The organism is Variovorax sp. GW821-FHT09A10 (assembly GCF_059418385.1).
Genome location: NZ_JBWKPT010000004.1, coordinates 303128 through 315705, shown reverse-complemented (window position 1 = coordinate 315705; position 12578 = coordinate 303128). Strand labels below are relative to the sequence as shown.

Here is a 12578-nt window from a genome sequence, read left to right as displayed (position 1 = left end):
CCCCGGATGGATTTCGTTTCCCTGCTCGACCAGCACGCCCGCACCCAGCCCACCCACGAATGCCTGCGCGCCGCGGGCCGCGCGTGGACCTACGCCGAGTTCGCCGACCTCTCGCGCCGCGCCGCCACCGTGTTGCGCGGCCAGGGCGTGGGCCCTGGCGACAAGGTCGCGCTGCTGTGCTTCAACACGGTCGGCTTCGTCGCCGCGATGTTCGGCGCCTGGCGCCTCGGCGCGGCCGTGGTGCCGGTCAACCACAAGCTGCAGGCGCCGGAGATCGACTACGTGCTGGGCCATGCCGGCGTGCGCCTGTGCGTGGCCGACGGCATGCTCGCCACGCAGGTCGCCGCGCGCATCGCGCACCGCTGCGACTGGCTCGCGACCGACAGTGCCGCCGATGGCCTGCCGATGTTCGACGAGCTGATGGCACAGGCCGCGCCACTCGGCCACGACACGCCGGCGCCCGGCACCGACACGCTGGCCCAGGTGCTCTACACCTCGGGCACCACGGGCAAGCCCAAGGGCTGCCTGCACAGTCACCGCAACGTCTTCATGGCGGCGGTGTGCACGGCGGCGGGCATGTCGCTGTCGCGCAATGAGCGCACGCTGGTCGCGATGCCGGTGTGGCATTCGTCGCCGCTCAACAACTGGCTGCTGGGCACGCTGCTGATGGGCGGCACCGTGGTGCTGCTGCGCGAGTACGCGCCGAAGGCCTTTCTCGACACGCTGGCTGAAGAACGCATCACCTTCACCTTCGGCGCGCCCATCGCCTTCCTCGCACCGCTGTCGGTGGTGCCCGACGTGCAACGCTACGACTTCAGCGCGATGCGGCTGTGGGCCTACGGCGGTGGCCCGCTCGGCGCCGACATGGCGCGCAAGCTGGCCGACAGCTACCGCAGCGACCGCTTCGTGCAGGTCTACGGCATGACCGAGTCGGGCCCGCTGGGCACGGTGCTCTACCCGGAAGACGCGATCGCCAAGGCCGGCTCGATCGGCCGCGCGGGCGTGCCCGGCGTGGCCATCGAAGTGCGCCACCCCGACGGCCGGCGCTGCGGCGCGGGCGAGGTCGGCGAGATCCACCTGCGTTCGCCGGCCGCGATGCAGGGCTACCTCGACAACCCGCAGGCGAGCGCCGAGGCCTTCGACGCGCAAGGCTGGTACCGCACGGGCGACCTCGCGCGGGTGGACGAAGACGGCTTTTTGTTCATCGTCGACCGGCTGCGCGACATGATCATCACGGGCGGCGAGAACGTCTATTCGAAGGAAGTGGAAGACGCGCTGGGCGTCCACCCCGACGTGCAGGACGTGGCCGTCATCGGCCGACCGCACCCCGAGTGGGGCGAGACCGTGACGGCGGTGCTGGTGGCGCGCGGCGGACGCGCGCTCGAAGCGCGCGAGCTGGTGCGCTTTCTCGAGGACCGGCTGGCGCGCTACAAGATTCCGCGTGTCTTCGAAGTGCGCGAGAGCCTGCCGCGCACGGCGACGGGCAAGCTGCTGAAGCACCAGCTGCGCGACGCAGCCTGACGCGCAGCGGCGCTTCGCTCAGCGCCGCAACAACGCCTGCCGCAGCAACCGCGACGCCCGGTTGCGAATGCGCCCCTGCATCTCGCGCATGCTCGTGCGCGGCGCCACACGGGCGGTGGCGCAGGCCCATAAGAAGTCGTGCAGGATCGGCGTGTCGTCCACCGTCTCGGTGCTGCCGTACTTGTGGAACTCGGGGTGCCACTGGGTCGCCGCGATGTAGCCGCGCCCCTTCTCGGGCCGGCGGCGGATGGCCTCGGGCACGCGGTCGGGCAGGCTCCAGGCCTCGACCTCGAAGCCGGGCGCGAGCCCCTTGATGCCCTGGTGGTGGATGCTGTTGACGCGCGCCGTGTGCACCTCGGGGTACAGCTTCGACAGGCGCGTGCCCTGCACGATCTCGATCTGGTGAAAGTTCTGGTCGTAGGTCACCGGGTCGCGGTGGCGCACCGTCTCGGGGTGGCCGTGCTGTTCCTCGATGTCCTGGTAGAGCGTGCCGCCGAAGGCCACGTTGATCAGCTGCAGGCCGCGGCACACGCCGAAGATCGGCTTGCCGGCCTGCTCGAAGGCTTCCACCAGCGCGAGGTCATACAGGTCGCGGATCTGGTCGCCGATCCACGCGTCTTTCAGCGGCTCCTCGCCGTAGCTGCCGGGCCAGACGTCGGCGCCGCCGTGCATCACCACGCCGTCGAGCCACTCGGCGTAGTGCGAGAGCTTGGTGTCGCCGCGCGCTGTCGCGCCCGTGGGGCAGGGCACCATCACCACCATCGCGCCGGCCGACATGAGCCAGTGGGCGATCGATTGTTCGACGTACTGCAGCGTCTTGTTCGTGAAAAGCGAGCGGGCCGGGTCGGCGTGCGAGAAGCAGGCGGACAAGCCGATCTTGAGCCGGGCGGCGACAGGCTGAGACATGTCGATGGGTTCCCTGTGGACAAAGTTCATTGTGCGCCCATCGAACTTCGGTCGTGTGTCAGCCGAACCCCCGAAGTATGCTGTGCGGCGCATCAGGAGACACGCATGAAGACGATCAAGGGGCCGGGCATTTTCCTGGCCCAGTTCGCGGGCGACACGGCCCCGTTCCACTCGCTCGACGCCATCGCCGGATGGGCCGCGGGCCTCGGCTACAAGGGCGTGCAGATCCCCAGCTGGGACACACGCCTCATCGACCTCAAGCGTGCCGCCGAGAGCAAGACCTACTGCGACGAGATCAAGGGCCTGCTCGCGGGCCACGGTCTGGAGATCACCGAGCTCTCGACCCACCTGCAGGGCCAGCTGGTCGCGGTGCACCCGGCCTACGACGCGGGCTTCGACGGCTTTGCGGCGCCCGAGGTGCGCGGCAACCCCGTCGCGCGCCAGCAGTGGGCGGTGCAGCAGCTGCACCATGCGGCCAAGGCCTCGGCGAACCTCGGGCTCACGGCGCACGCGACCTTCTCCGGCGCGCTGGCCTGGCCGTACCTGTATTCGTGGCCGCCGCGCCCGGCCGGCCTCATCGAGGAGGCCTTCGACGAGCTGGCCCGCCGCTGGCGCCCGATCCTCGATGCCTTCGATGCCGTGGGCGTCGACGTGGGCTACGAGATCCACCCCGGCGAAGACCTGCACGATGGCGTGAGCTACGAGATGTTCCTGGAGCGCGTGAACAACCACCCGCGCGCCTGCCTGCTGTACGACCCGAGCCACTTCGTGCTGCAGCAGCTCGATTACCTGGCCTACATCGACCACTACCACGAGCGCATCAAGCTCTTCCACGTGAAGGACGCCGAGTTCAACCCGACCGGCAAGCAGGGCGTGTACGGCGGCTTCCAGAGCTGGATCAACCGCGCGGGGCGCTTCCGCTCGCTGGGCGACGGGCAGGTCGACTTCAAGGCCATCTTCTCGAAGATGGCGCAGTACGACTTCCCGGGCTGGGCGGTGCTCGAATGGGAGTGCTGCATCAAGCACCCGGAAGACGGCGCGCGCGAAGGCGCCACCTTCATCCGCGACCACATCATCCGCGTGGCCGATCGCGCCTTCGACGACTTCGCGGCCGGCGGGGCGGACGTGGCGGCGAACCGGCGGATGCTCGGGATCTAACTCACCGCCCGGATCGCGTCGTCGAGTATTTCCAGGCCGCGATCGATTTCTTCCGGCTTCACGTTCAGCGGCGGCGCGATGCGCCACACGGCCGCCATGCCGCCGACGGCCACGATGTTCATGCTCAGGCCGCGCGCCATGCAGGCGTCGGTGATGGCCCGGCCGCGCTCGGCGTCGGGTTCGCGGGTCTCGCGGTCCTTCACGAGTTCCACGCCCTGCAGCAGGCCGTGGCCGCGCACGTCGCCGATCACCTCGTGCCGCGCCTTCAGCGTGGCCAGGCCCCGGCTCAGGCGCTCGCCCATGGCGGCGGCGCGCTGGTTGAGCCCTTCTTCCTCGAGCACGTCGAGCACCGCCAGGCCGACCTCGGCCGGCAGCGGGTCGGACACGTGCGAGGTGACGTGCACGAAGCCCTTCTCGTGGCAGTCCTGCTCGATCGCTTCGCTGGTGACCGTGGCGCCGATCGCCAGGCCGCCGCCCAGCGTCTTCGAGACGGTGAGGAAGTCGGGCACCACGCCCGCCTGCTCGAACGCGAAGTTGCTGCCCAGGCGGCCGAAGGCGGTCTGCGCTTCGTCCAGGATGAGCAGCATGCCGCGCTCGCGGCATTTGGACTGCAGCTTCGGGAAGTAGCCGGCGGGCGGCACGATCACGCCGCCCGAGCTCAGCACCGGCTCGGCAATGAAGGCCGCGAGCGAGCCGCTGGACTGCGCATCGACCATGTCGAAGCCGACATCGAGGCAGGTGGTGTCGCAGGCGTCGCGGCAATGGCGGATGGGGCAGCGGTAGCAGTTCGGCGCGGGGATCGACATGGTGCCGGGCTTGCGCGGCCCGTAGTCGACGTGGTGCCGGCCAGCGAAGGTGAGCGCGGCCATGCCGCCGTTCACGCCGTGCCAGCCGCCGTTCAGGCCCACGATCTCGTAGCGGCCGGTGGCCACGCGGGCCATGCGCGCGGCGGCCTCGTTGGCCTCGCCGCCGGTGGACAAAAACAGCGATTTCGACAGCGACGGCGGCAGCATCGCCGCCAGCCGCCCGGCCAGTGCCGGCACGGCCGGCCCGACGAAGCCGCTGTACAGGTGCAGCGCGCCTTCGCAGGCTTTCTCGATGGCCGCGACGATGCGCGGGTGGTTGTGGCCGATGGTGGCGCACATCTGGCCCGAGGTGAAGTCGAGGATCTCGCGCCCGCTCGCATCCCACAGCGTGGCGCCGCGCGCCTTGACGATGACATGCGGGCTCAGCCCCATGCCGTAGCGCACGAGGTGCTTGCTGACCACGGGGTCGTAGGTTGCGCCTTCGGCCATCGGATGCTCCTTGTTCGTCGGGGGAGCCCCAGCGTAGCCATCGGCCGCGAAATCCGGTGTCGTTGTGCGGGCCCGAAAACGAAGCCGATTGCGCGCACCTTGCGCCACACTGGCGGCACCATGAAAACCGGCACCCTCGATCGCATCGACCAGTGCATCCTGGCCGAACTGCAGGCCGACGCGGGCCTGCAGAACCAGACGCTGGCGGAGCGCGTGAACCTCTCGCCCTCGGCCTGCCTCAAGCGCGTGCAGCGGCTGCGGCGCGCGGGCGTGATCCGCGAGGAGGTGGCGATCCTCGACGCTGCGCGCGTGGGCTTTCCGGTGCTGGTGATCTCGCGCGTGTCGCTGCGCAGCACCACGCGCGAGGCGATCGGGGCCTTCGAGCGCAAGGTGCATGCGCTGCCGCAGGTGCTGCAGTGCCATTGCGTGGCCGGCGAGACCGACTTCGTGCTGGTGATCTGCGCGCGCTCGCTGCCCGACTACCAGGCCTTCGCGCAGGAGCAGCTGGGCGACGCGCTGGAGCTGGAGAACTACTCGAGCGACATCGTGCTGTCGACCACCAAGTTCACGACCCGGCTGCCGCTGGACAGCGCCTGAGCCCACGCGCTACAGCAGGCGCACCAGCCGCCGGATGGCGCCGTCGATCTGCGACTCGGCGATCAACCCGAAGCCGAAGGCCAGCCCGTTGGGCGCATCGGGCGCCTGCGGATCGAGCGCGAAGCGCGACAGCGGCGGCAGCGTGATGCCGGCCGCCGCGGCGCGCTCGACCACCACATGGTCGCGCGCACCGCCGTGCAGCCAGGCCGACAGGTGCAGGCCGGCATCGGACGGAATCGCCTCCAGCCGGCCTGCGCCGTGGCGCGCCAGCGCGTCGAGCAAAGCGCTGCGCCGCGCGCCGTAGAGCTTGCGCATGCGGCGGATGTGGCGCGCCAGGTGCCCTTCGGCAATGAAGGCCGCGAGCGCCTCCTGCCCGAGCACCGGGCCGTGCCAGTCGGCCAGCTCGCGCGCCCGCACCAGTGCCGCGCGGGCCCAGGGCGGCGCCACCACGAAGCCCAGGCGCAGGGCGGGGAACAGGCTCTTGGAAAAAGTGCCGACGTAGAACACCGAGCCGGCGCGGTCGAGCGTCTGCAGCGCGTCGAGCGGGCGGCCGGCAAAGCGGAACTCGCTGTCGTAGTCGTCCTCGATGAGCACGGCATTGCGCGCCCGCGCAAAGGCCAGCAGCGCGGCCCGGCGCGGCGGCGACATCGCCACGCCGGTGGGGAACTGGTGCGAGGGCGTCACGCAGACCACGCGCGCCTCGGGCGGGATGCGGTCCACGCACAGGCCGTCGTCGTCGGTCGGCACCGTGACCACCTTCGCGCCGGCCGCGAGCATGGCCTCGCGCAGCGAGGGATAGAACAGCTGCTCGACCGCCACCACCGTGCGCCCCGGCACCACCAGGATGCGCGCGAGCAGCCCGAAGGCCTGCTGCGCGCCGGCCGTGACCACGATGTCGTCGGCCGTGCAGCCGACCGCGCGCGTGAACGACACGTGCGCCGCGATCGCCTCGCGCAGGGCGCCCTGGCCCTGCGGGTCGGCGTAGTCGGCGGTCTGGCGCGCCACGCGGCGCAGCGCGCGGTCGGACAGGCGGCGCCAGATGTCGAACGGAAAGGCGCCGACGTCGGGCAGGCCGACGCGGAAGTCGTCGCGCGCGGCCCGCGGCTGCAGCGTGGGGGCGAGGTCGGCGCCGGGCAGGTTCAGCGGCACCAGCCGCGGATCGCGCCGGGGCGGGGCGCCCGCCTCTTTCGGCGCGGCCCGGCCGCGCCGCAACGCGGGCAACGTGTCGGCCACGAAGGTGCCGGAGCCCGGGCGCGCCAGCAGGTAGCCCTCGCTCAGCAGCAGGTCGTAGGCCGCCAGCATGGTGTTGCGCGACACGCCCAGCCGCTGCGACAGCGCGCGCGTGGCGGGCAGGCGCGCGCCGGGCTGCAGCCGGCCGTCGAGGATGGCGTCGCGCAGCTGGCGGTGCAGCGCGCGCAGCAGGTCGCGCGAACCGGCGACCGGCAGGCGCAGGGCAAGTTCGAAAAGTGGCTCCATGATCTTTGCCGATTGTGGTTCTTTTGAAGAGCCGCCTGCAATCCTATTCTGGAGGCCTTGGAACACCCACCCATGGAGTCCTTCACCATGCACACCGCTCCTGAAACCTCACAGCAGCAACCGCCCGCCGAACGCCTGCCCCAGGGCCTGGCCTGGCTCGCGCTGGGCGCCTTCGCCATCGGCACCGAAAGCTTCATGGTCGCCGGCCTGCTGCCGGTGCTGGCGGCCGACCTGCAGGTCAGCGCCGCGCGGGCCGGCCAACTGGTGCTGCTGTTCGCACTGAGCTATGCGATCGGCTCGCCGCTGATGGCCGCGCTGCTCGCGCGCTTCGGGCGCCGCCCGTTGCTGATCGCCAGCCTGGCGACGTTCGCGGGCCTGACGGCGGCGGCCTCGATGGCGCACGGCATCGCGCAACTGGCCCTGGCGCGCGTCGCGCTCGGGCTGGTGGCGGGCGTGTTCCTGCCGACAGCCAGCGCGGTGGCGGCGGCGATGGTGTCGCCCGCGCTGCGCGGCCGGGCGCTGGCCATCGTGACCGGTGGCGGCACCGTGGCGGTGGCGCTCGGCGTGCCGCTGGGCGCCTGGATCGCGGGCTGGGGCGGCTGGCGCACGGCCTACCTGCTGATCGCCGCGGTGGCGGCACTGGCCACCTGGGGCCTGTTCGTGGGGCTGCCGCGCACGCTGGAGCAGGCGAAGGCCGACGCAGCCCCGCGCACCTCGGCCTTCGCCGTGGCGCGCGAACCCGGCGTGGCGCCGGCGCTGCTGGCCACCGTGCTGTGGGCCACGGGCGGCTTCAGCTTCTACACCTACATCGCGCTGTTCCTCGGCCACACGCTGGGCTTCGGGGCCGAGGGCGTGGGCGCGGTGTTCTTCGCGATCGGCGTGGCCGCGGCGCTGGGCACCGCGACCGGCGGCTGGGCCACCGACCGTTTCGGCGCCGACCGCATGGCGCGGGGCTTCGCGCTGGCGCTGGTGGTGATCATGGGCGGGCTCTCGTTCGCCGCGCAGATGCTGCCGCGCGGGCTGGCGCTGCCGCTGATCGTGGGCCTCTCGGCGCTGTGGGGCTTCGCCGGCTGGGGCTTCGGCCCGGCGCAGGCGGTGCGGCTGATCCGGCTCGCGCCCGAGCGTGCGCCGATGACGCTGTCGCTCAACGCCTCGGCGGTCTACCTGGGCATCGCGGCGGGCTCGGGGCTGGGCGGTGCGACGATCGCATGGGTCGGCGTGAGCGCGGTGGGGTGGGTGGGCGCCGCCGCCCAGCTGGCGGGGCTGGTGCTGCTGTGGCGCGCGGCGCGGCGGGCCCGGTCGGCGGCGCCTGCGGCGTCGACGGCGCCGGCCTGCGCCTGATCCATCGGCGGGTTGCTATATTTTTAATAGCTGACTTGGCAGAATGGACGGCCCTTCGGGGCCTTTTTCATGCAGGCGTTGTTTTTAAGACAAGCAACTGTCATGCCCTGCAAGCTATAATGTCGGGTTCGTTTCGATACCACGACGAAGAATTTCGTCACTCCCGCCGGCTGACCTGCACTGTCCTTGGATTCTTCAGGCCTCTCATTTTCAAGCCGGCTTCACAGTGTGTTGGAGCGCCAGACCGGGCGCCCATGATTGCCACCACTGCCTTCGTTCCTGTTGAAGCGAATTGCGCATCCCCCGCGCCGTTGCGGCCGGTCCGCGTCCGTTTTCAATTATTTTTCAGGCTCTTCGCGCGCTGTCTCTGCGCGTGGCGCCAAGGCTTCATGGACATCATTCAACACAGTATCGCGGTGGGCAAGTACCTTGTTTCCCCGCTCATTCGACACCAGGACGACGGCGGCTATGCCGCTTCCGTCTCGATCCGCTCCGGCCACGGCAGCGGCATGCACGACCGCGTGATGCGCTTCACGCCGCGCTTTGCCAGCCACGCCGCGGCGCTCGGCTACGCCATCGAACAGGGCCTGGGCTGGGTGCGCGAACGCGCACCCGTGGCCCCTCTCGCACTTCCGTGCGCGGCCTGAAACAATTGCACCCAATTCCATCTCCAACACACATCGAACGATTCAGAGGTAATCACTTATGCCCAAGGAAGAACTGATCGAAATGAACGGCGCAGTGACCGAAGTCCTGCCCGACTCGCGCTACCGCGTCACGCTCGACAACGGTCACCAGCTGATCGCCTACAGCGGCGGCAAGATGCGCAAGCACCACATCCGCATCCTGGCCGGCGACAAGGTCTCGCTCGAGCTCTCGCCCTACGACCTGACCAAGGGCCGCATCACGTTCCGTCACCTGGAACGCCGCGGTCCCCCGCCGACCAACTCGGGCAACAACTCGCCCCGCCGCTGAGCGACGCCCGGCCGGCCTTGCAGAGCGCCCTCCCGGAGGGGGCCCTGCAAGGCCTTTGTCTTTTCCGGGCCGTCACTTTTCTGTTTTCTCCGTCTTCCTGTCTGTCTCCGGCTGCCGAACGATGAACACCACCACCTCCCCAGCCGGCGGCCTCCCCGCCGAACCCCACGGCTTTGCCACGCTGGCGCTGTCGCCCCAGATGCTGGCCAACCTCACCCAGCTCGGCTACACGCAGATGACGGCCATCCAGGCCGCCGCACTGCCGCCCGCCCTGCTGGGCAAGGACCTGATCGCGCAGGCCAAGACCGGCAGCGGCAAGACCGCCGCCTTCGCGCTGGCGCTGCTGTCCAACCTGAACCCGCGCCGCTTCGCCATCCAGGCGATGGTGCTGTGCCCCACGCGCGAGCTGGCCGACCAGGTCACGACCGAAATCCGCCGCCTGGCGCGCGCCGAAGAAAACATCAAGGTGGTCACGCTCTGCGGCGGCGTCGCGCTGCGCGGGCAGATCGCCAGCCTGGAGCACGGCGCGCACATCGTCGTGGGCACGCCGGGCCGCATCATGGACCACCTGGAGCGCGGCAACCTCGACCTCTCGGCGCTCAACACGCTGGTGCTCGACGAGGCCGACCGCATGCTCGACATGGGCTTCTTCGACGACATCGTGACGGTGGCGCGCCAGTGCCCCAAGGAACGCCAGACGCTGCTGTTCTCGGCCACGTACCCCGAAGGCATCGCCAAGCTCGCGCAGCAGTTCATGAAGAACCCCGAGCAGATCACGGTGCAGGCCCAGCATGAAGGCAGCAAGATCCGCCAGCGCTGGTACCAGGTGAAGGACAGCGAGCGGCTGCACACCGTGAGCCTGCTGCTCGACCATTTCCGCCCCGTGAGCACGCTGGCCTTCTGCAACACCAAGCAGCAGTGCCGCGACCTCGTCGACGTGCTGCAGGCGCAGGGCTTCAGCGCGATGGCGCTGTTCGGCGAGCTGGAGCAGCGCGAGCGCGACCAGGTGCTGGTGCAGTTCGCCAACCGCAGCTGCTCGGTGCTCGTGGCCACCGACGTGGCGGCGCGCGGCCTGGACATCTCGCACCTCGAAGCCGTGATCAACGTCGACGTGACGCCCGATTCCGAGATCCACATCCACCGCGTGGGCCGCACCGGCCGCGTGGGCCAGCAGGGCGGCTCGGAAGGCCTGGCGCTGAACCTGGCCAGCATGAACGAGATGGGCTTCGTCGGAAAGATCGAACAGCTGCAAGGCCGCGAGTCCGAATGGCACAACCTGGCCGAGCTCACGCCCGCGAAGGGCGCGCCGCTCACGCCGCCGATGGCCACGCTGCAGATCGTCGGCGGGCGCAAGGAAAAGATCCGCGCCGGCGACGTGCTGGGCGCACTGACGGGCGACTGCGGCTATGCCAAGGAGCAGGTCGGCAAGATCAACGTCAACGAGTACTCGACCTATGTTGCGGTGGACCGCAGCATTGCCGAAGAAGCCGCACGCAAGCTCGACAACGGGCGTGTGAAAGGCAAGAGCGTCAGGGTCCGCCTGCTGACACCGCAGTCGACCTGACACCCCTCCCATGGCCCGCCGTTTCGCCTCTTGGCATGTGAAATCTGCCGATGTGGCCTAATTGAGGGTCGAACATCTTTTTTATCCGAGCTTTCCATGCCCAAGAAAATCCGTACCGAAGCCGACCGTCTTGCCAGCCCGAAGCCGACCCCCATGCCCGGCTACACCGCGCCTCGCACCGGTGGTGGCCAGAAGGTCAGCCTGGAACGCGGCACCGCCACGCGCAGCAAGAAGAACCCGGGCAAGCGCCCCACCAAGGGCGGCTGATCCAGCCCCCACGGCTCCTTCTTCGGAGCCACGACGAACGCGCCCCCGGGCGCGTTTTGTCATTGGGCCCGCTTAAAACAAGGCCGCCATGTCGGACGACAACCAGATCTACATCCCGCCCTCGTTCTTCGCGGTCTACAGCGACGCGCGCCAGCGCCTGAGCGAGCCGATCGACGTGGTGCGCGCGCGCTACGAGATCTGCGAAGACCTCGCCGGCCACCTCGTGGGCCATGCGCAGATCCAGCACCACACCGAGGTGCCGGTCGAAAGCGAGATCCTGCGGCGCATCCACGCGGGGCTCGCCACGCCGGAATCGGGCGTGTCGCCCGCCGAGGCCGAATGGATCGTGCAGCGGCTGGCCGAGTTGCTGGGGTGGCCCGGGCCCGAGCCCGTCGCAGCCGACGATTAGAAAAGCAGGGGCGCACGGTGCGGCTCAAGGTCGGAGAACTCGCCAGGCGCACCGGCCTCACGGTGCGCACGCTGCACCACTACGACGCCATCGGCCTGCTCGTGCCCTCTGCGCGCTCCGAGGCCGGCTACCGGCTCTACGACGCCACCGACATCGGCCGCCTGCACGCGATCCAGGCGCTGCGGCTGCTGGGCCTGCCGCTGGCCGACATCGGCGGCCTGCTGGCGGCGCAGGGCGGGGCGCTGCCGGACATTCTCCGGCGCCAGATCGTCTCGCTCGACCAGCAGATCGCCCAGGCCACGGCGCTGCGCGAACGGCTCGGCCTGCTCGAACAGCGTCTGAGCGACGGCGACCCGCCCGGCCCGCAGGACTGGCTGGCCACGCTGGAGCAGATGAGCACCTACGCGCGCTATTTCAGCCCGGCCGAAGTCCAGTCGCTGATGACCAACGGGAAGGCCGTGGCCGCGCTGTGGCCGCCGCTGATCGCCGAGGTGACGGCGTGCATGGCCGGCGGCGTGCCGGCCGACGCCCCGCAGCTGCAGCCGCTGGCCGCCCGCTGGATGACGCTGATGGGCCTCTGGATGGACAGCAACTTCGACCGCGTCGCGCGCTGGGGCGAGATGTACCGGCGCGAGCCGGTGGTGCGGCTCGACAACGGGCCGTCGGCCGAACTCATCGCCTACATCGAACAGGCCATCGGCCTGCGCATGGCCGCGCTGCTGCGTCACCTGAGCACCGACGACCTCGCGCGGCTCGGCCCGCCGCCCGACGACGAATGGCGCCGGCTGGCGCACGAACTCGCCGACCTGCAGGCGCGCGGCGTGGCGCCCGGCGACGCCGCCGTGCAGGCCATCGCGCGCACCTGGGCGCAGCTCTTCGAGGCCTTCACCGACCACGACCCGGCCCTGGCGGCCCGCCTGATGCAGGCGATGGCCGCGGAGCCGGTGCTGCAGGCCGGCGCGGTCGCCACGCCCGCCGTGCGCGAGTACCTGCTGCGCGCCTTGGCCCTGGCCCGGCCCGACGCCACCACAGCCCCTTGACCCTGACGTTGCGTGAGGCTCGAGAGTGG

The 12578-nt window shown here is 70.4% G+C and carries 13 protein-coding genes; 10 read left to right on the top strand and 3 right to left on the bottom strand.

The features are described from left to right. Positions 1-6: 6 nt before the first annotated feature. Entirely contained in the window at positions 7-1521 is a 1515-nt protein-coding gene (locus tag AC07Q9_RS18150; protein ID WP_495311122.1) for a class I adenylate-forming enzyme family protein, read from the top strand. A gap of 18 nt (positions 1522-1539) precedes the next feature. Here the strand turns inward: AC07Q9_RS18150 and AC07Q9_RS18145 are convergent, their stop codons facing one another. Further along, complete coding sequence (locus AC07Q9_RS18145) at positions 1540-2427, bottom strand: gamma-glutamyl-gamma-aminobutyrate hydrolase family protein (protein WP_492682089.1); 888 nt, start codon at positions 2425-2427, stop codon at positions 1540-1542. Positions 2428-2532: 105 nt separating this feature from the next. Here AC07Q9_RS18145 and AC07Q9_RS18140 point away from each other — a divergent pair, with 105 nt between their 5' ends. Next, positions 2533-3585 (top strand): sugar phosphate isomerase/epimerase family protein, encoded by a 1053-nt coding sequence (locus AC07Q9_RS18140; protein ID WP_390347737.1) that lies wholly within the window; start codon positions 2533-2535, stop codon positions 3583-3585. Here the strand turns inward: AC07Q9_RS18140 and AC07Q9_RS18135 are convergent. Then, positions 3582-4880, bottom strand: a complete 1299-nt coding sequence (locus AC07Q9_RS18135) for an aspartate aminotransferase family protein (protein ID WP_495311119.1) — start codon at positions 4878-4880, stop codon at positions 3582-3584. The two genes, AC07Q9_RS18140 and AC07Q9_RS18135, sit on opposite strands and share 4 nt — an antisense overlap. A gap of 120 nt (positions 4881-5000) precedes the next feature. Between AC07Q9_RS18135 and AC07Q9_RS18130 the strand changes: the two genes are divergently transcribed. Next, positions 5001-5477, top strand: coding sequence for an Lrp/AsnC family transcriptional regulator (locus AC07Q9_RS18130; RefSeq protein ID WP_159274176.1), 477 nt, complete (start codon positions 5001-5003; stop codon positions 5475-5477). Positions 5478-5486: 9 nt separating this feature from the next. On the opposite strand, the gene pdxR is transcribed toward AC07Q9_RS18130, so the two are convergent. Further along, positions 5487-6953, bottom strand: coding sequence for a MocR-like pyridoxine biosynthesis transcription factor PdxR (pdxR, locus tag AC07Q9_RS18125; RefSeq protein ID WP_495311117.1), 1467 nt, complete (start codon positions 6951-6953; stop codon positions 5487-5489). 87 nt (positions 6954-7040) lie between these two features. Between pdxR and AC07Q9_RS18120 the strand changes: the two genes are divergently transcribed. The 7 genes from AC07Q9_RS18120 to AC07Q9_RS18090 all read left to right on the top strand — a co-directional run bounded on the left by AC07Q9_RS18120 (position 7041) and on the right by AC07Q9_RS18090 (position 12549). Further along, positions 7041-8294, top strand: a complete 1254-nt coding sequence (locus AC07Q9_RS18120) for an MFS transporter (protein ID WP_495311115.1) — start codon at positions 7041-7043, stop codon at positions 8292-8294. Positions 8295-8683: 389 nt separating this feature from the next. Further along, entirely contained in the window at positions 8684-8941 is a 258-nt protein-coding gene (locus tag AC07Q9_RS18115; protein ID WP_099794174.1) for a hypothetical protein, read from the top strand. Positions 8942-8999: 58 nt separating this feature from the next. Beyond that, entirely contained in the window at positions 9000-9269 is a 270-nt protein-coding gene (gene infA / locus AC07Q9_RS18110; RefSeq protein ID WP_099794175.1) for a translation initiation factor IF-1, read from the top strand. A gap of 121 nt (positions 9270-9390) precedes the next feature. Continuing rightward, a complete protein-coding gene (gene dbpA / locus AC07Q9_RS18105; protein WP_495311112.1) occupies positions 9391-10833 on the top strand; it encodes an ATP-dependent RNA helicase DbpA in 1443 nt (480 codons plus the stop codon). 96 nt (positions 10834-10929) lie between these two features. Next, positions 10930-11100 carry a hypothetical protein gene (locus tag AC07Q9_RS18100; RefSeq protein ID WP_180288607.1) on the top strand — a complete coding sequence of 57 codons (171 nt, stop codon included), beginning with the start codon at positions 10930-10932 and terminating at the stop codon, positions 11098-11100. A gap of 88 nt (positions 11101-11188) precedes the next feature. Then, positions 11189-11509: a hypothetical protein gene (locus AC07Q9_RS18095; protein WP_492682075.1), complete on the top strand. Its 321-nt coding sequence runs from the start codon at positions 11189-11191 to the stop codon at positions 11507-11509. A 17-nt stretch (positions 11510-11526) separates the two neighbouring features. Further along, on the top strand, positions 11527-12549 hold the full coding sequence (locus AC07Q9_RS18090) for a MerR family transcriptional regulator (protein WP_495311109.1): 1023 nt from the start codon (positions 11527-11529) through the stop codon (positions 12547-12549). Positions 12550-12578: the final 29 nt, after the last annotated feature.